Source organism: Pediococcus argentinicus (assembly GCF_001437605.1).
Lineage (GTDB): Bacteria > Bacillota > Bacilli > Lactobacillales > Lactobacillaceae > Pediococcus > Pediococcus argentinicus.
Genome location: NZ_JQCQ01000011.1, coordinates 1 through 17,815 on the forward strand (window position 1 = coordinate 1; position 17,815 = coordinate 17,815).

At 36.3% G+C, this 17,815-nt stretch carries 20 protein-coding genes and 1 other annotated feature; of the genes, 19 read left to right on the plus strand and 1 reads right to left on the minus strand.

Going from position 1 to position 17,815, the window contains the following annotated elements; genetic code table 11:
- Window positions 1-94: 94 nt before the first annotated feature.
- From polA to rplT, 10 genes are all read left to right on the plus strand, one after another.
- Complete coding sequence (polA, locus tag IV88_RS03810; RefSeq protein WP_057798939.1) at window positions 95-2,749, plus strand: DNA polymerase I; 2,655 nt, start codon at window positions 95-97, stop codon at window positions 2,747-2,749.
- A gap of 11 nt (window positions 2,750-2,760) precedes the next feature.
- Complete coding sequence (gene mutM, locus IV88_RS03815) at window positions 2,761-3,588, plus strand: bifunctional DNA-formamidopyrimidine glycosylase/DNA-(apurinic or apyrimidinic site) lyase (RefSeq protein ID WP_057798941.1); 828 nt, start codon at window positions 2,761-2,763, stop codon at window positions 3,586-3,588.
- Between the two features lie 4 nt (window positions 3,589-3,592).
- The gene (gene coaE, locus IV88_RS03820; protein WP_057798943.1) at window positions 3,593-4,195 is read left to right on the plus strand and encodes a dephospho-CoA kinase; all 603 of its coding nucleotides are present in this window, start codon (window positions 3,593-3,595) and stop codon (window positions 4,193-4,195) included.
- An 11-nt stretch (window positions 4,196-4,206) separates the two neighbouring features.
- On the plus strand, window positions 4,207-4,686 hold the full coding sequence (gene nrdR, locus IV88_RS03825; RefSeq protein ID WP_057798944.1) for a transcriptional regulator NrdR: 480 nt from the start codon (window positions 4,207-4,209) through the stop codon (window positions 4,684-4,686).
- Window positions 4,687-4,689: 3 nt separating this feature from the next.
- A complete protein-coding gene (locus IV88_RS03830) occupies window positions 4,690-6,069 on the plus strand; it encodes a replication initiation and membrane attachment family protein (protein WP_057798946.1) in 1,380 nt (459 codons plus the stop codon).
- Between the two features lie 2 nt (window positions 6,070-6,071).
- Entirely contained in the window at window positions 6,072-6,995 is a 924-nt protein-coding gene (gene dnaI / locus IV88_RS03835; protein ID WP_057798948.1) for a primosomal protein DnaI, read from the plus strand.
- A 308-nt stretch (window positions 6,996-7,303) separates the two neighbouring features.
- Entirely contained in the window at window positions 7,304-9,250 is a 1,947-nt protein-coding gene (gene thrS, locus IV88_RS03840) for a threonine--tRNA ligase (protein WP_057798950.1), read from the plus strand.
- A gap of 41 nt (window positions 9,251-9,291) precedes the next feature.
- Window positions 9,292-9,415: a sequence feature (ribosomal protein L20 leader region), on the plus strand.
- 41 nt (window positions 9,416-9,456) lie between these two features.
- Window positions 9,457-9,957, plus strand: coding sequence for a translation initiation factor IF-3 (gene infC, locus IV88_RS03845; RefSeq protein WP_057798952.1), 501 nt, complete (start codon window positions 9,457-9,459; stop codon window positions 9,955-9,957).
- 27 nt (window positions 9,958-9,984) lie between these two features.
- Window positions 9,985-10,185 (plus strand): 50S ribosomal protein L35, encoded by a 201-nt coding sequence (gene rpmI / locus IV88_RS03850; RefSeq protein WP_057798954.1) that lies wholly within the window; start codon window positions 9,985-9,987, stop codon window positions 10,183-10,185.
- A gap of 53 nt (window positions 10,186-10,238) precedes the next feature.
- Window positions 10,239-10,595: a 50S ribosomal protein L20 gene (gene rplT, locus IV88_RS03855; RefSeq protein WP_057798956.1), complete on the plus strand. Its 357-nt coding sequence runs from the start codon at window positions 10,239-10,241 to the stop codon at window positions 10,593-10,595.
- A gap of 62 nt (window positions 10,596-10,657) precedes the next feature.
- Here rplT and IV88_RS03860 read toward each other — a convergent pair whose 3' ends face one another.
- A complete protein-coding gene (locus IV88_RS03860; RefSeq protein ID WP_057798958.1) occupies window positions 10,658-11,575 on the minus strand; it encodes an NADP-dependent oxidoreductase in 918 nt (305 codons plus the stop codon).
- Between the two features lie 136 nt (window positions 11,576-11,711).
- Here IV88_RS03860 and IV88_RS03865 point away from each other — a divergent pair, with 136 nt between their 5' ends.
- From IV88_RS03865 to IV88_RS03905, 9 genes are all read left to right on the plus strand, one after another.
- Window positions 11,712-12,239, plus strand: coding sequence for a YqeG family HAD IIIA-type phosphatase (locus tag IV88_RS03865; protein ID WP_057798961.1), 528 nt, complete (start codon window positions 11,712-11,714; stop codon window positions 12,237-12,239).
- Window positions 12,240-13,355 carry a ribosome biogenesis GTPase YqeH gene (gene yqeH / locus IV88_RS03870; protein ID WP_057798963.1) on the plus strand — a complete coding sequence of 372 codons (1,116 nt, stop codon included), beginning with the start codon at window positions 12,240-12,242 and terminating at the stop codon, window positions 13,353-13,355.
- A gap of 11 nt (window positions 13,356-13,366) precedes the next feature.
- Window positions 13,367-13,678: a ribosome assembly RNA-binding protein YhbY gene (gene yhbY / locus IV88_RS03875; protein WP_057798965.1), complete on the plus strand. Its 312-nt coding sequence runs from the start codon at window positions 13,367-13,369 to the stop codon at window positions 13,676-13,678.
- Between the two features lie 29 nt (window positions 13,679-13,707).
- Window positions 13,708-14,361 carry a nicotinate-nucleotide adenylyltransferase gene (locus IV88_RS03880; RefSeq protein WP_057798967.1) on the plus strand — a complete coding sequence of 218 codons (654 nt, stop codon included), beginning with the start codon at window positions 13,708-13,710 and terminating at the stop codon, window positions 14,359-14,361.
- Window positions 14,351-14,959, plus strand: a complete 609-nt coding sequence (gene yqeK, locus IV88_RS03885) for a bis(5'-nucleosyl)-tetraphosphatase (symmetrical) YqeK (protein ID WP_057798970.1) — start codon at window positions 14,351-14,353, stop codon at window positions 14,957-14,959. The genes IV88_RS03880 and yqeK overlap by 11 nt, the downstream gene beginning before the upstream one ends.
- Window positions 14,960-14,975: 16 nt before the next feature.
- On the plus strand, window positions 14,976-15,332 hold the full coding sequence (gene rsfS / locus IV88_RS03890) for a ribosome silencing factor (RefSeq protein WP_057798971.1): 357 nt from the start codon (window positions 14,976-14,978) through the stop codon (window positions 15,330-15,332).
- Window positions 15,329-16,060, plus strand: coding sequence for a class I SAM-dependent DNA methyltransferase (locus IV88_RS03895; RefSeq protein WP_057798973.1), 732 nt, complete (start codon window positions 15,329-15,331; stop codon window positions 16,058-16,060). The genes rsfS and IV88_RS03895 overlap by 4 nt, the downstream gene beginning before the upstream one ends.
- A gap of 6 nt (window positions 16,061-16,066) precedes the next feature.
- Window positions 16,067-17,182 (plus strand): nucleotidyltransferase, encoded by a 1,116-nt coding sequence (locus IV88_RS03900; RefSeq protein ID WP_057798975.1) that lies wholly within the window; start codon window positions 16,067-16,069, stop codon window positions 17,180-17,182.
- A gap of 73 nt (window positions 17,183-17,255) precedes the next feature.
- Complete coding sequence (locus IV88_RS03905) at window positions 17,256-17,792, plus strand: YceD family protein (RefSeq protein ID WP_057798977.1); 537 nt, start codon at window positions 17,256-17,258, stop codon at window positions 17,790-17,792.
- Window positions 17,793-17,815 lie beyond the last annotated feature (23 nt).

Sequence of the window (17,815 nt, forward strand, 5' to 3'; positions counted from 1 at the left end):
GTGTTGCACTTGATTTGACAATTCGGGGTTCATATTAATTTCATTAATAACAATATTTTTGGTATGATTAACACTAGGAAACTGGGGGATAAATATGACAGAGAAGAACTTACTTTTAATCGATGGAAACAGCGTAGCATTTCGTTCTTTTTTTGCTTTGCACAATTCATTGAGCCGATTTACTAACGCTGATGGTCTACATACTAATGCTATTTATGGCTTTAATAAAATGCTTGATAATATTTTAGATATGTTTGATCCTACAGCAGTGTTAGTGGCTTTCGATGCTGGTAAAACAACTTTTAGAACTAAAATGTTTGATGAATATAAAGGTGGTCGTTCCAAAACTCCACCAGAATTAAGTGAACAGATGCCATATTTGAGAGAACTATTAACTGGATATGGAATTAAGTCATATGAGTTACCCGACTATGAAGCTGACGATATTATTGGAACTTTAGCTCGTGAAGCTGAAGATGATGGTTATCAAGTGACAATTGTTACGGGAGATCGTGATTTAACTCAATTAACAACTGACCAAACAACGGTTGCTGTGACAGTCAAGGGCGTCAGTGAGGTAGAAGAATACACTCCAGCACATGTCAAAGAAAAACTTGGAATCACACCTTCTCAAATTATTGATTTAAAAGGATTAGCAGGTGATACATCTGATAATTATCCTGGGGTAACTAAAGTTGGTGAAAAGACGGCGTTAAAGCTTTTAGATCAATTTGAATCAGTTGAAAACTTATACGACCATGTTGATGAGTTAAAGCAAAGCAAAATGAAGGAACATTTGATTGAAGATAAAGAAGCCGCTTTTTTGTCTAAAAAATTAGCAACTATCAATCGGGATGCTCCGATTAAAATCACGCTCGATGATGTTCAATATAAAGGTGCTAACAAAGACTATTTGATTGATTTTTATCAAAGAATGGACTTTCAGTCTTTCCTAAAGAATATGCAATCGGATATGGAACCTGTTGAGAAAAAAGAGCTTAAATATACAGAACTAACTAAAGATAATTTATCGTTAGTACAAGAGTTACCAAAACAACTAGCTTTCTATTTAGAATTGCCAGACAAGAATTATCATCTTTCAGAATTTGCTGGCTTTGCAATTGGGACAGATGATTCATTTTATGTTAGTCGGAATGTTGAACTGTTAAATGAATCGGTATTCACTCAAATGTTTAATGATGCAGACTACAGTATTGATGTATTTGATGCTAAACGGACATTCGTGGGTCTTAATCGATTAGGCATCAGCATTAATAACATTCGATATGATGTGTTACTACAGTCATACTTGTTGGATACTAACGATAACTCGAATGATTTAGGACAGTTAGCCCACGAACATGGATATATGGATATTGATTCTGATTCTGAAGTTTATGGCACAGGAACCAAACGTGCGATTCCAGATGATGACACAATTCTCTTTCAACATTTGGTTCGTAAAGTTCATGCACTTAACATCTTAGGTGAAAAACTTAACGATGATTTGAAACAAAACGAGCAGTTGGAATTATATAGCTCCATTGAACTTCCGCTTGCGATTGTTTTAGCCAAAATGGAAATTGCTGGAATCAAAGTTAATCAAGATAGATTACATCAGATGCAAAGTGAGTTTGCTGAGCGGTTAAGCGAAATTGAACACGATATCTACCAAGAGGCTGGTGAAGAATTTAATATCAATTCACCTAAGCAGCTGGGAGTAGTGCTATTTGAAAAGATGCGCTTGCCAATTATTAAAAAAACTAAGACAGGCTATTCTACCGCTGTGGATGTACTTGAAAAGTTACGTGGTGAATCTCCAATTATTGACAATATTTTAAATTATCGTCAAATTGCTAAGATTCAATCAACATATGTTGAAGGACTTTTGAAAGTGATTCATTCGTCTGATCAAAAGGTCCACACAACTTATTTACAAACTTTAACGCAAACAGGTCGTCTTTCTTCAATTGAACCTAATTTGCAGAACATTCCAATTCGGATTGAAGAAGGGAAGAAAATCCGCCAGGCATTTGTGCCTTCTCATGAAGGATGGCATATTCTTTCGTCAGATTATTCACAAGTTGAACTGCGTGTTTTAGCTCATTTGACGGGCGACAAGCATATGCAAGAGGCTTTTAAAAATGATCAAGATATTCATGCAAGTACTGCTATGCGTATCTTTGGTTTGAAAGATGCCAGCGAAGTTACTCCAAATATCAGACGTCAAGCTAAGGCAGTTAATTTTGGAATTGTCTATGGCATTAGTGATTATGGCCTTTCTCAAAATATTGGTATTACAAGAAAGCAAGCTAAGCAATTTATTGAAACTTATTTTGCTGAATACCCCGGTGTGAAGAATTATGTTGATGGCATGGTGAAGATTGCAAAAGACCAGGGTTATGTTGAAACCATTTCACATCGTCGTCGCTATTTACCTGATATTAACTCAAGTAACTTTAGTCAGCGTTCATTTGCTGAAAGAACCGCGATGAATACACCTATTCAAGGTAGTGCAGCTGATATCATCAAAATAGCGATGATTAAAATGCAAAACGAATTAGAAAAAAGAAATCTTAAAACAAAAATGTTGTTACAGGTTCATGATGAACTTATTTTTGAAGTTCCAGATAACGAAATGACTGAGATTAAGCAGTTGGTTCCTAGTGTGATGGATTCAGCAATGAAATTAGATGTGCCACTTAAAGTTGAAACATCATGGGGAAATAATTGGTACGAAGCAAAGTAGGAGATGTTTAAATGCCTGAATTACCAGAAGTTGAAACAGTACGTCGAGGATTAGTTGGACTAGTTAAGGGCGCAACAATTAAAAAGGTCGAGATCCGATACGACAAAATGGTTACTCCTGATGCTAAGAAGTTTGCATCAATGTTAAAGGGACGCAAAATAATTGATATTGATCGACGAGGAAAGTACTTACTATTTAGATTTGATCATGATTTAACGTTAGTTTCTCATTTGCGAATGGAAGGAAAGTATTCTGTTCATGATCATAGTGAAGAATTAAACAAACATGATCATGTTATTTTCGAATTAGAAAATGGCCAAGATTTACGATATAACGATACTCGTAAGTTTGGTCGAATGAATCTCGTCCCAACTGGAGAAGAGTTTACTATCGGCGGGCTTAAAACAATTGGCCCGGAACCAACGCCGGAAACATTGACTGTAGAATATTTGAAACAACGTGTTCGAAGCCGTAAACGTGGGATGAAGAGCTTCCTATTAGACCAAGATAATGTCGCGGGTCTGGGAAATATTTATGTTGATGAGGTGCTATGGATGACCAAAATCCATCCACTTCAACCATCAAATACATTGACTGATGAAGAGATTGTTAATCTACGGCAGAACATTATTGATGAGCTGAAAAAGGCAATCGATTTTAAAGGCACTACCGTTTTCTCGTATCTAAATGCAGATGGTCATGCAGGTAACTTCCAAAATGAACTAAATGTATATCAACGTCAGGGACAACCTTGCCATCGATGTGGAACATTAATTAAAAAAATTAAAGTTGCACAACGAGGAACCCATTTTTGCCCACATTGTCAAAAATTGAGGTAGTAACATGCTTTTAGGATTAACTGGTGGAATCTCGACAGGAAAGTCGATGATTAGCAAATATTTATCAGAACTAGAATTTCCGATAGTCGATGCTGATAAAATTGCACATCAAGTATTAGAATCTGATTTATCAGTAATTAGTGCTATCAAAGAACAATTTGGATCTGATGTAGCCGGTATTAAAGGCATTGATCGTAAGAAATTAGGGCAAATTGTTTTTGGTAGCGAAGCAAGACTAAGGGAATTGAATCAAATTATCCAGCCAGCAATTAGAACTAAAATAGTGAATGAGATTAAAACTCTAAATCAAAACCACAATTTGGTGGTTTTAGATGCCCCTTTATTATTTGAAGAAGGGTATGCCGGCATGGTCGATGTTGTAATGGTTGTGACTAGTGATGAGTCAATTCAATTAAGTCGATTAATGAGACGAAATAAACTAACACAGGCTGATGCAAGAAAAAGAATTACGGCACAAATGCCTTTACAACAAAAAGTTAAGCATGCTGATATTGTTATTGATAACTCGGGCACCGTTGCCGATACACAAAAACAAGTGTTAAAATGGCTTGTTGATAATAAACTAGTGGATATAAGAAAAAATTGAGGTGGAACTAATTGAGATGCCCCCATTGTAATAATAATGGATCAAGAGTTGTGGATAGCAGACCAACTGATGAAGGACGTGTTATTCGTCGTCGTCGGGAATGTGAAAAATGTGGTTTTCGTTTTACAACATTTGAGCGTGTTGAAGTAACACCATTGTTAGTAATTAAAAAGAATGGTGCCCGTGAAGAATTTGATCGTGACAAACTCTTACGAGGGATTATTCGAGCCGCTGAAAAACGTCCAGTTAAGATGGACGAAATGACAGCAATTGTTGATAAAGTAGAAAATAAAATCAGAGCACTGGGTGAGAGTGAAGTCTCAAGTCAGATTATTGGTGAGTACGTCATGAATTTATTGGCCGATGTTGATGAGATTGCCTATATTCGTTTTGCCAGTGTTTACCGTCAATTCAAAGACATGAATGTCTTTATGTCTGAACTACAAGAAATGATCAAAAAAGAACGAGCAAATAATAAAAAGGAGGACTAGTTAATGAGTATGACGTTTGATAGTTTAGCCCCAAACGATAAGTTTGTGGTCACAAGTCAACGTGGGATTTCAGATATTGAACGTCAGTCATTAACGGTTCTTTATCGTCCCTTAATGTCGTCTGATGCATATAGTCTATTAAATAGTTTATGGAGTATTGCAGAGCAGGGCCAATTTGTAAGTGAACAGTATAATCATATTCGCTTATTGAATTGGCTAGGAATCGATATTAAGGCGATTAATACTGCCCGAAGTTATCTTGAAGCTTTGGGATTACTCGATACATATGTTGATACTACAAACCGAATTAATCAGTTTATTTACGAACTGAAGATACCTAAAACTCCGCAAGATTTCTTTACGTCGGATCTTTTGGCGACAATTCTGTTGGGTGTTGTGGGTAACGATACTTTTGATGAATTGGTTAGTCAATTCAAGAGCAAACGAATTCCAACGGATGGATATACGAATGTTTCAGCTAAACTGGACGACATTTTTAGTATGGATAGTGTTTCAAATAACTTATCTAAGGTAAAGCAATCTCAGCAAAGTTTTGACAACTCTAACTCTAGTAGTGACGAATCTATGTCCGAATTAAATCAACAGTTTGATTTTGGGCTATTGAGAAACTTACTTTCTAAGAGTTATCTGAATTTGGATGATTTAGTTGCAAATGAACATTTAATCCAAGTGGAGCAAACCGTTTACGGTATTTCTGAAACCCAAATGGCAGAAATAATTAATAGTGCAACCAACTTTGAAACTAATCGAATTGATACGGATTTATTGAAACAACTGATCGCGCAAAGATTTGATTTGAAAGTTAAGCAACAGGGTAATGCTAAAAGTGATTTAGAAGAACAACCGGTGCAACCAAGCGTCGATGATACTGGCTTGACGGCTGTTGAAAATGAAATCATGAAGGCTTGCTATGCCTATAATCCAAGTGATTTTCTGCAATCAATCAAGTCTGAGGTTGGAGGGTACCCAACTAGCAGTGAGAAACGTGTACTTGAATCTGTTGTTTCTTACGGGGTTCTGCCAATTAGTGTAATCAATTTTCTGATTTATTATGTTTTGGTGGATCAAGAACGCCCAACACTTAATAAAAACTTTGTTGATGCCATTGCAAATGATTGGAGTAAGCGCAACATAAAAACTCCTGAAGGTGCATTAAAGCAAATTAAGCAAAGAATTGAGAAGCAACAAACAAGAAGACAGCAGACTTATAAAAAAACGGTCATCAAAAAAGAGACATTGCCGGATTGGGCAGACTCATCTTCAAGTAAAAAAGAAAGCACTGCTAAACAAGCAACGGTTCAAAACTCAGAACTAGATGATAAACTTAGTAAATTAAGAAAAACACATAAAAAGGAGGGATAACCATGGAGAATGTTCGTGAGACTTTAAAGGAATTAATGAACCGACGTAAATTGGATCAAAGATTTACTGACGTGATGGACAAGGTTTATTCTGATCCGGATGTAATTGCTTTTTGTGAACAACATAAAAATGAACTCTCAAAAGAAGCATTGGATCGTGGGGCCGCAAAGTTATATGAATTTGTGAATGAACGAAATAAAGCTAATCAAAATCATAATGAATTATTGCCCGGGTATCGTCCAGTTTTAGTTTTAAGTAATCATTTAATTGATATTGAATATACACCAACTGAAAAACTAATCGCATCAGAACAAGCTCAAGCTCGTGCAAAACGTGTTAAATCGATTAACATGCCGAAACTAATTCGAAATGCCAGTCTTGAAGATTATTACCGAGAACCAGAACGGACAGCCGCTTTAAATGCTGTGATTGACTTTGTTCAGTCATTTCTTGATGCACCCAAAGACTTTCATAAGGGATTATATCTAACTGGTAGTTTTGGAGTTGGAAAAACTTATTTGATGGGTGCGATGGCAAACGAACTTGCTGACCATGGTTATTCATCAACTATTATCCATTTTCCAAGTTTTGCGGTTGAGATGCGTAACTCGATTGGAAAGACCAATACTTTTGATAAGTTAGATGCAATTAAAAAAGCACCTGTTCTGATTATTGATGATATTGGGGCAGATAACATTTCGAGTTGGATTCGTGACGATGTTTTAGGAGTGATTTTAGAATATCGAATGCAAGAAGAATTGTGCACATTCTTTACGTCTAACTTCGATATGGCTCAACTTGAGTCAGAGCATTTAACAGTTAATCAAAAGGGTGAGTCAGAGCCGTTAAAAGCGAAAAGAATTATGGAACGTATTAAGTTTTTGTCTACTGAAATTAAGATGGTTGGCACTAATCATCGAAATTAGATTTGACATTAGCATTTTATTTAGTAAAATGTAATTAAATATTCATAAAGTGATAAGTAAGACATGAAAGAATAAGTGCAGGGAGTGCGGCCGTGACTGAAAGCCAATCATCAATTCTTTTACCACTTGCTTAACAACGACTTGGGGAAAATCCAAGTCCGGTTCCGCCGTTATTGGATAATGAAGTGGTAATGACCTTTTTTGTCATTGCAACGAGGGTGGAACCGCGTAAATTAATAATTCTGCGTCCCTGGTATTTTAAATACCAGGGATTTTTTTATACATAAAAATTAAAGGAGAGTATGGATATGGGAAAAATTAAACTTATGTTTCCAGATGACAGTGTTAAAGAATTTGACAATGGTTCATCTGTGTTTGATGTAGCTAAATCAATTAGTACTAGTTTAGCTAAAAAAGCTGTTGTCGGAAAATTAGATGGAAAAATGGTAGCTATCAATACTCCAATTGAAAAAGATGCCAAAATTGAGATTATTACTCAAGGTTCCGATGATGCAAATATTGTAATGTGGAACTCTGCTGCCGTACTTTTAACTGCAGCAATTGAAGATATTTATCAAAATGTAGAATTTGGTGAAATTGGTAATATTGAACATGGTTTTTATGCTGATACAGACAAAAAGGATCAGCAAATCAGTGTTGACGAATTACCAGCAATTCAAGATCGTATGAAAGAAATGGTTTCTGAAAAGATTGAGTTGAAGCCATCAAAAATCGCTGTTGATGAAGCATTAAAACAAGTTGATGGAGATCCATACCAAGCTCAAATCATCAAACGCAATGCTGTTGACGGACAAATCCAAATCTATAAAGTAAAAGATCATGTAATCGTCAGTGATGCAGTAGTATTACCAAACTCTGGTGATGTTAAAGCTTTGAAATTACTATCAGTTGCCGGAGCTTATTGGGAAGGTAAATCAAGTAACCCAATGCTTCAAAGAATTTATGGAACAGCTTTCTTTAAGCAAAAAGATTTGGAAGTAGAAATCGAACGTCAAAAAGAAGCTCGTGAACGTGATCACCGTGTGATTGGTAATAACCTAGACTTATTCTTCGTTGATCCAAAAGTTGGTGCTGGTCTTCCTTACTGGATGCCAAACGGTGCAACAATTCGTCGTACGATTGAACGTTATATCATTGATAAAGAAGTGAACAATGGTTACCAACATGTTTACACACCAATTTTGATGAACTTGGATGCCTATAAGACATCAGGTCACTGGCAGCATTATCGTGAAGACATGTTTCCACCAATGGACATGGGTGATGGTGAAATGTTGGAATTACGTCCAATGAACTGTCCTTCACATATTCAAGTGTACAAGCATCATATTCGCTCTTACCGTGAGTTGCCAATTCGGATTGCTGAACTTGGCATGATGCACCGTTATGAAAAATCTGGAGCACTTTCTGGATTACAACGTGTTCGTGAAATGACGCTTAATGATGGTCACACATTCGTTGCACCAGAACAAATTCAAGATGAATTTAAACAAATACTTCAATTAATGGTTGAAGTATATAAGGACTTTGATATTACAGACTATTCATTCCGTCTTAGTTATCGTGATCCAAAGAATACTGAAAAGTATTTTGATGATGATGAAATGTGGAACCATTCTCAATCAATGTTGAAAGGTGCTATGGATGATTTAGGTTTGGATTATGTTGAAGCAGAAGGCGAAGCCGCATTCTACGGTCCTAAGCTTGATGTTCAAACTAAGACAGCTCTTGGTAATGAAGAAACATTATCAACAATCCAATTAGACTTCATGCTTCCAAAGCAATTTGATCTACATTATGTTGGTGCCGATGGTGAAGAACATCGTCCAGTTATGATTCATCGTGGACTAGTTTCAACAATGGAACGATTCACAGCTTACTTAACGGAAATTTATAAAGGTGCCTTCCCAACATGGTTAGCTCCTAAGCAAGTAACAATCATTCCAGTTAAAGATGATGTTCATGGCGAATATGCTGATCAACTAAAGGCTAAGATGGTTAAAGAAAACATCCGTGCAGAAGTTGATCACCGTAATGAAAAGATGGGTTACAAGATTCGTGAAGCTCAAACACAAAAGATTCCATATATCTTAGTTGTTGGTGATAGCGAAGTAGCTGATGACAGTGTCAGTGTTCGTAAGTACGGACAAGATGATTCTAAGAATGAATCTTCCGACGTATTTGTAAACAATTTGGTTGATGAGATTGCTAACTACAGTCGTGAATCAAAATAGTTTGACAAACCGCTGTTAAATTGGTATTCTATTAAACGTTGAGATAAAAGCAGAAGCCACCGCTTCTCGCCTTGTAATTTTGATTGCTGGGCTAAGTCGTTGAATGATCAAATATTGATCAATACAAAACGGGTGGCATTGTGCCATCCGTTTTTCTGCTTTCTCGGATTTTTTTATGGAGGTGAAGTACCATAGCAAATGATGTAATGGTAAATGACGGTATTCGTTCTCGTGAGGTACGTCTAATCGGTGCCGATGGTGACCAATTGGGTGTCAAAACAACTAGCGAAGCAATGAGTTTAGCTGAAACTGCTAATTTAGATTTAGTTTTAGTTTCACCCAAAGCTAAACCACCCGTTGCCAAAATCATGGATTACGGAAAGTATCGCTTCGAGCAACAAAAGAAGAAACGTGAAGCTCGTAAGAAGCAAAAAACATTTAGCCTTAAGGAAATTCGTTTGAGTCCTACAATCGACACAAACGATTTCAATACCAAGTTGAAAAATGCACAAAAGTTCTTATCAAAGGGCGATAAAGTTCGTGTTTCAATTCGGTTTAAAGGTCGTGCGATTACTCATAAAGAGATTGGTCGCCAAGTGTTAGAAAGAATGGCTAAAGAAACTACTGATATCGCTACCGTCGAGGCTCGTCCCAAGATGGATGGTCGTAGTATGTTTCTTGTGCTAGCACCAATAGCAGAAAAGTAATAAATACTAATTTGGAGGAATATTGATATGCCTAAGATGAAAACAAACCGCGCTGCTGCTAAGCGTTTCAAACGAACAGCAAATGGTGGATTTAAGAGTGCCAATGCTTATACTAGTCACCGTTTCCACGGTAAGACAAAGAAGCAACGTCGTCAATTAAGCAAGTTGGGTATGATGGACAGTACTAATGTCAAACGTTATACAAAGATGCTTTCTACAGCTAAGTAATTAATAACAAATTTAAAGAGTAGACTGGTTTTCCAGTTTGAGGAGGAATTATTATGCCACGAGTTAAAGGTGGAACAGTTACACATCGTCGTCGCAAACGCGTTTTAAAACTTGCTAAAGGTTATCGCGGTGCAAAACATATTCAATTTAAGGTTGCTAAAGACCAAGTTATGAAGTCCGGTTTGTACGCATTCCGTGACCGTCGTAACCGTAAAGGCGAATTCCGTAAGTTATGGATTGCTCGTATTAACGCTGCAGCGCGTCTTAATGACATTAGTTACAGCAAATTAATGCACGGTTTGAAAGAAGCTGACATTGATATGAACCGTAAGATGTTAGCTGACTTAGCTGTTAACGATGCTGCTGCATTTACAGCACTTGTTGAAGAAGCTAAAAAGGCACTTGCATAAAACTACAGACAAAAAGAACTGTAAACCATGTTTACAGTTCTTTTTTTATGGATTCAAACTCGTTATAGTACAATAACGAGTTTGCCCGGCTTATGATGTTCGGATAGCTTTTTAAAAGCGGATTGTACTGAAGTTAAATCAAAATTAAATTTCTCAGCAATCCTTACAGTCAGTTTTTGTTGATCAATTTGTTGAACGAGATATTCTAGAGCACGTCGATTGTTGTGAAATGCAACATCGTTAAAATCAATTGCATTTTTAAAATTGATATCACCAAGTCCGGTAGTTGAGATGAAAATACCATTTTCTTTTAGATGTTCCACATATGAACTGGTACTAGGTGTTACTGGAGCAAAATTGATAATGACATCATACTTCTTAGTGATGGTATTCTGGTCATGATCGTAATTAATAATTTGATCTATTCCAAGTTGTTGGGCATATTCATTATTTTTGGAAGATAAAACACCGGATACTGTAGATCCAGCTTGTTTCAAAAGTTGAACAGTGGTTGCTCCAACTGCACCGGTTGCCCCAATAACCAAGCTATGATCAATATTTTTATCTTTTAGAATGTCCAGTACAATATCATATGCGGATATGCTTGCGTTTGGTAAGGCAGCGGCCGTTTCAAATGAAATATTGTCAGAAATTTTAGTAGCTTTCAAGTGTGGAACCGAAACGAACTCAGCCAGTCCACCAATGTTGGCACGTCCGACAATACGGTCACCGACTTCAAATTCAGTTACGGATTCGTCTTTATCGACAACAATTCCGCTAACATCACTGGTAGGAATAGCAGGTAGATTGATTGGTCGATATTCAGCAGCTGATCCATCGATAACAGTTAAATCATATGGATTTAATGAAATAGCCTTAGTTTGTACTATAATACGTCCTTTTGTTGGTTGAGGAGTTTCTAGTTCTATCTCGTTTAAATGATCAATATCACCAAATTGTTTCATACCATAAGCTTTCATGAGCGAATACCTCCTATATATTTAGTGTTAGCATATTATATTTATGAGGATATTTAAACAATTCCGCTTCAAAGAATGCAAAGTAGCGTAATTTTTACTATAATACTAAGGATAGACAAAAGAGGAGAATTGAATAATGCACATTTTCAAACCACATTGGATGGTTGAAAGAATTTATAACCTTTCAACCGATAATTTAAAAAGCTTGGGGATTAAAGCTGTTCTGACAGACCTTGATAATACTCTAATTGCCTGGGATAACCCGGATGGCACCCCAGAGTTGCATCAGTGGATTGAAGAGTTAAAGCAAGCTCAAATTGAGGTGATTGTCGTCTCCAATAATAGTAATGAACGGGTCGCTAAAGCGGTTGAAGGTTTTGGATTGAAGTACCAGGCGCGGGCTTTGAAACCATTAACTGTTGGTATTATGCGTGCGTTGCGTAATAATCATTTAACTAAACAAGAAGTTATCATGGTTGGAGATCAATATATTACTGATATGGTAGCGTCTAATTTATCGGGCGTTCGTGGTGTTTTAGTAAAACCTTTAGTAACAACAGACGCATGGAACACTAAAATAAATCGCTGGTTTGAAAAGTTCATTAAGCGCAGTTTACGTAAAAAGTACCCAGATATGGAATGGAAAAGGGAGTTAGATAAATAAATGGATAACACTGATATGGATTTAATCTGCATTGGATGTGGATCACACTTACAAACAACAGATAAAGATAAGGCCGGATACACGCCTAAATCTGCTTTGGATAAGGGAATTGAAAGTGGCGAATTATATTGCCAAAGATGTTTTAGATTACGTCATTACAATGAAATTGTTCCAGTCGAATTAACTGATGATGATTTCAGACGTTTGTTGAGCCAAATTCAGGATACAGATGCTTTAATTGTTTATGTAATTGATCTATTTGATTTCAATGGTAGCTTAATCCCAGGGTTGCATCGTTTCGTTGGTGATAATCCCGTTATGATTGTTGGGAATAAGGAGGATATCTTCCCTAAATCAATTAAACGCTCCAAGATGAAAGAATGGGTTAAACAACAAGCACATGCTAACGGACTCAGACCGATCGATGTACAACTAACAAGTGCTAAAAATAACCATCAGGTTGAGGAATTATTACACCAAATCGAACGTTATCGTAAAGGCCGTGACGTTTATGTTGTTGGTGTTACTAACGTTGGTAAGTCAACTTTGATCAACCAAATGATTAAAATGCAAAATGGAGTTGATAATGTTATTACAACTTCTCGTTTTCCCGGAACTACATTAGATCGAATTGAAATTCCATTTGATGAACACAGTAATTTGATTGATACTCCCGGAATTATTCACAATGATCAGATGGCTCATGTTTTAGCAGCTCAAGATTTAAAATATATCGCACCACAAAAGACAATCAAACCCAAAGTGTTCCAATTAAATGACAATCAAACGTTATTTATGGGTGCTTTAGCTCGTTTTGATTATACTAACTCTGTGGGACCTGTAACGACTTACTTTGAAAATAATTTAAATATCCATAGAACTAAGCTAAGCAATGCAGACGACTTTTATGATCGTCATGCGGGGGAGCTCTTAGTTCCACCAACTGCTGAAAACTTTAAAGACTTACCAGAATTAGTTTCACACTCATTTAGAACTGAGCGCAAAACGGATGTGGTATTTGAAGGCTTAGGTTGGATCACCGTTCATGGTGGAGCCAGCATCACAGCTTGGGCACCTAAAGGTATTTCAGTAATTACAAGACCAGCACTTATTTAATGGAGGAATTTATGCAATTAAGAGGTAAACAAAAAAGATTTTTACGAGCAACAGCTCATAGCTTCCACCCAATGTTTTCAGTTGGTAAAAATGGACTAACAGATAGTTGGGTTGAACAACTGGATGGGGCTTTAGACAATCATGAATTGATTAAAATTAATTTACAACAATCAGCTGATGTTTCACCAAAGGAAGTTCAAGCATTCATTGAAGAACGAACTGATATTCAAGTTGTCCAAATTATTGGACGCGTATTGGTGTTATTCAAAGTCTCGATTGATGAAGATAAAAGACGGATTTCAGATGAAGTTGCTGATATCTAATTTATTAGTGTAATTAAGGATGTAATAAGATGACTACCAGAGTGGTAAGTAATTTAAAGACAACTACTATTGCTGATGTTGAAGTGGTTGAACAACCTTTAAAGGATAAAAAGCGAAAAAAAGTTGGCATTATGGGTGGAACATTTAATCCACCACATTTAGCACATCTAGTAATGGCTGAACAAGTTCGTGATCAATTAGGTTTGGATGAAGTTTTATTCATTCCGGACTATTTACCACCTCATGTGGATGAGAAGCATCCAATCCGTGCAGAAAATCGAATTGAGATGGTTAAATTAGCGATTGAAGATAATCCAGGATTTAAACTGGATTTGCGAGAATTTGAGCGCAAAGGCAAAAGCTATTCTTTCGATACTGTGTCAGAGTTAGTTCAGCAGCATCCTGAAAATGAATATTACTTTATTATTGGTAGTGACATGGTTGATTATTTGCCAAAATGGTATCGCATTGACGACTTAGTTCGATTAGTTCAATTTGTAGGTGTTAGGCGAGGAACTCAGATGGAGTATTCTAAATACCCAGTTATATGGGTCGATGCACCTCAGTTAGACATCAGCTCAACATTGATCAGAACTAAAGTGAACCGAAAACAGTCGATTAAATACTTAGTCCCATCTAAAGTTGCAGATTATATAAAGGAGCATCATTTATATGAACGTTAATGACTTAGAGTATCAAAATAATTATATTAAGTATACGAGATCAGAATTAATAGAACGAGTTAGCAAAAGTGTTAACGAAAGCCGATTTAATCATATTTTACGAGTTGAAAAGAAGGCTGTTGAATTAGCCGAACAATACAATGGTGATATTGAAAAAGCTAGTATTGCTGCTTTACTCCATGACTACGCAAAACAAAGATCAGATGCAGAATTTATAAAGTATATTAATAAGTATGAATTAAAACCGATTCTATTGGATTATGGTAATGCAATTTGGCATGGCGTCGTTGGTGCTGAGATTATAAAGTCAGAGTTAAATATATATGATGAAGAAATCCTAAATGCTGTTCGTCGACACACAATTGGAGCACCTGTCATGACATTATTAGATCAAATCACATTTGTGGCTGACTACATTGAAGATGGCCGTGATTTTGATGGTGTGAAAGAGGCCCGAGAAGTAACGTCGAAGAGTTTACAAGAAGGTGTGTTGTACCAATTGGAACACACTACAAGTTATTTAGTTGAAAATCAGAAACCAATTTACCCAGAAATGATTGATGCGTACAACGCTTGGGTTCAAAGGGTTAAATTATAAAAATAGGAGAACTAATTTGGAAATTAAAGAAATTTTAGAAATGGCTGTTAAAGCCTCAGATAGTAAACGTGCAGAAAATATTATCGCTTTAGATATGAAAAAGGTAAGTATTTTAGCTGATTACTTTGTAATTGCTAGTGCAGATTCTGAACGTCAAGTTGGAGCAATTGCCGATGCTGTTTTAGAAGCTGCAAAAGAAAATAATGTTCCTGTACTACGTGCTGAAGGACAAAAAGCTTCTGAATGGATTCTAATTGATTTTGGTGACGTTGTTGTTAACATATTCCAAACAGATCAAAGAAAATACTATAATTTGGAAAAGTTATGGTCAGATGCTGATGTTGTTGATGTAGCAAATTGGGTTGAAGCATGATTTATCAAACCTTTGCTCAGCTTTATGATGAGCTATTTGATCCAGAAGAGTATCAGAATTGGTTAGATTATACAAATAGTCGAGTGCATGGTAAGAATCTAAAATGGCTAGAATTAGCTTGTGGAACAGGTCACTTGGCGATTAATTTGCTTAAGCAGGGTCAAGACGTAACAGGTTTTGATCTATCAGAGGAAATGTTATCGTTGGCTGAAAATCATGCGGTTGAAGAAGGGGTGGATTTACCTCTTATTCAAGGTAACATGCTGGATCTGTCGGGATTAGAACAATATCAAGTGGTTTCTTGTTATGCTGATTCATTTTGTTATTTACCAAGTCTAAATGACGTTCAAGGGGCTTTCCAACAAGTTGCACAGCATTTAAAGAAAGACGGACAATTTATCTTTGATGTTATTACACCATACCAAACGGACGAAATTTATCCAGGGTATATGTTTAATTATCAAGATGAAGATAAGTCATTCTTGTGGAGTAGTTTTGGAGTGGACGAAGGTCATCGGGTTGAACATGATTTAACTTTCTTTATTAAAAATAAAGAAGATATGTTTGATAAGGTTAATGAGTTGCACACTGAAACCACATATGAATTAGCAGAATATTTAGATGCTTTAAAACAAGCTGGTTTTACTCAGATTGAAGTGACAACGAATTTTGGTGAATCAACGCCTGATGATACAAGTACTCGATGGTTTTTTAATTGTCGGAGGTAAGTAAGAGTGACTACATGCGGAATTATTGCGGAGTTTAATCCATTTCATAATGGACATGCTTATTTAATCGAACAGGCACGCCGGCTAACTAATGCTGATACTATTATCGTATTTATGAGTGGGAATTTTTTGCAACGTGGTGAGCCATCAATTGTTAATAAGTGGACCCGGACTAAATGGGCTCTGGAAAATGGAGTTGACTTAGTTATTGAAATTCCAACTGAGTTTGTGATTAGCTCGGCAAATGATTTTGCTAAAGCTGGAATCATGATGGCTAATTTAATGCAAATTGACTATCTAGCCTTTGGCAGTGAACATCCACAGCTCGATTTTGTAGAGCTAGGTAGATATTTGAAAGAAAGTCGAGACCTACCGGTTCGTTCAAACGAATCTTATGCCACACAATTGTTTAGAAATATAGAAGATCAAACAGGCCAAAAGATTAACGATGCCAATGATATTCTAGGAATTAATTATGCGCATTGGTGGGATGAGTTGTATTCTCAGTTTAAACTGGTACCTATTCAAAGAATAGGTAATGATTTTCATTCAACAGAAGTTAAAGGTAGTGTTGCCAGTGCAACAGCTATTCGAAAATCTGTATTGGAAAATCAGTTAAACTCACATGATATTAAGCAAGTAGTTCCAAGCGATGTATTTAGAACATTGAATAATTCACAAACATCTTTTGAACAGTATTGGCCATTGATCAGGTATCGAGTTCTAGTAAGTTCGGAATCTGATTTAGCTAGTTTATTTAATATTGATGAAGGTATTGAATTTCGCATTAAAAAAGTAATAAAAAGTAGTCATGGGCTCACTGATTTCATTGAACAATTAAAAAGTAAACGTTATACGTACACTAAACTGCAAAGAATCTGTACATCAATCTTACTTAACTTTACAAAATCGGAACATGATAATATGAAGTTGAAGCCTAGATTGCTTGGTAGTTCAGTATTGGGCCGCAAATATTTAAAAGAAACAGGACTTAGTGAGAAACTTGCTGTACGATTAAGTAATGATGATTATCGTTCAAATTACTTAGTCACACAGCGAGCAGATGACGTTTATCAATTGAAAAATAGTGATTCAGTTCCTAATAAACCGATTTTTATTTAGGTTGTCAAGGAGTAGACGTTGACAAAGCACGACCACATGGTATAATTGTTTCTGTTGCATTGGAGGAACGTTAATGAGCTGGAATTTTAGTGAGTTACGCAAACATAAGGAACCGTTTGCTTTTGACGAAATACTCGATTTGAGTGATAGCCTAAAACAAAGATTTCCTGAACAAGTCCTTGATAGTTCAAAGTTTGAATTTAAAGGTTTAGCAACAGCCGATAATGGTTCGGTTATTATTGATGCCACCATTAAAGGAAGCTTAGTTGTTCCATCGTCAAGATCATTACAGCCGGTTACATTGCCTATCGATACTATGATTAGCGAAATCTATGTTGAAGATGGTGACAAACTGGATGATTATGCTGATGATGAAGTTGTGATTGTAGTTGATCATGACAAAGTGAATATCACGGAAGCCGTTGAAGATAACATTATTCTTCAGGTTCCGATGCAGATTTTAACGCCCGAAGAGGAGTCAAAAGGAATCATGCCTACCGGTAATGAATGGTCGGTGATTTCTGAAGATGAAGAATCTGAGGAGCGTACTCAAAAAGTTGATCCACGTCTTGCCAAGCTAAAGGATCTTTTCGACGAAGATTCGGAGTAAAACTAGCAGGACTTAAAACGCGG

Coding starts and splice junctions, on each gene's coding strand:
- IV88_RS03895 (WP_057798973.1), top strand. CDS start 15,329: ATGATTTATCAAACCTTTGCTCAGCTTTATGATGAGCTATTTGATCCA.
- mutM (WP_057798941.1), top strand. CDS start 2,761: ATGCCTGAATTACCAGAAGTTGAAACAGTACGTCGAGGATTAGTTGGA.
- IV88_RS03830 (WP_057798946.1), top strand. CDS start 4,690: ATGAGTATGACGTTTGATAGTTTAGCCCCAAACGATAAGTTTGTGGTC.
- IV88_RS03860 (WP_057798958.1), bottom strand. CDS start 11,575: ATGAAAGCTTATGGTATGAAACAATTTGGTGATATTGATCATTTAAAC.
- dnaI (WP_057798948.1), top strand. CDS start 6,072: ATGGAGAATGTTCGTGAGACTTTAAAGGAATTAATGAACCGACGTAAA.
- polA (WP_057798939.1), top strand. CDS start 95: ATGACAGAGAAGAACTTACTTTTAATCGATGGAAACAGCGTAGCATTT.
- rpmI (WP_057798954.1), top strand. CDS start 9,985: ATGCCTAAGATGAAAACAAACCGCGCTGCTGCTAAGCGTTTCAAACGA.
- yhbY (WP_057798965.1), top strand. CDS start 13,367: ATGCAATTAAGAGGTAAACAAAAAAGATTTTTACGAGCAACAGCTCAT.
- IV88_RS03905 (WP_057798977.1), top strand. CDS start 17,256: ATGAGCTGGAATTTTAGTGAGTTACGCAAACATAAGGAACCGTTTGCT.
- IV88_RS03865 (WP_057798961.1), top strand. CDS start 11,712: ATGCACATTTTCAAACCACATTGGATGGTTGAAAGAATTTATAACCTT.
- yqeH (WP_057798963.1), top strand. CDS start 12,240: ATGGATAACACTGATATGGATTTAATCTGCATTGGATGTGGATCACAC.
- yqeK (WP_057798970.1), top strand. CDS start 14,351: ATGAACGTTAATGACTTAGAGTATCAAAATAATTATATTAAGTATACG.
- IV88_RS03880 (WP_057798967.1), top strand. CDS start 13,708: ATGACTACCAGAGTGGTAAGTAATTTAAAGACAACTACTATTGCTGAT.
- infC (WP_057798952.1), top strand. CDS start 9,457: ATGGTAAATGACGGTATTCGTTCTCGTGAGGTACGTCTAATCGGTGCC.
- rplT (WP_057798956.1), top strand. CDS start 10,239: ATGCCACGAGTTAAAGGTGGAACAGTTACACATCGTCGTCGCAAACGC.
- thrS (WP_057798950.1), top strand. CDS start 7,304: ATGGGAAAAATTAAACTTATGTTTCCAGATGACAGTGTTAAAGAATTT.
- coaE (WP_057798943.1), top strand. CDS start 3,593: ATGCTTTTAGGATTAACTGGTGGAATCTCGACAGGAAAGTCGATGATT.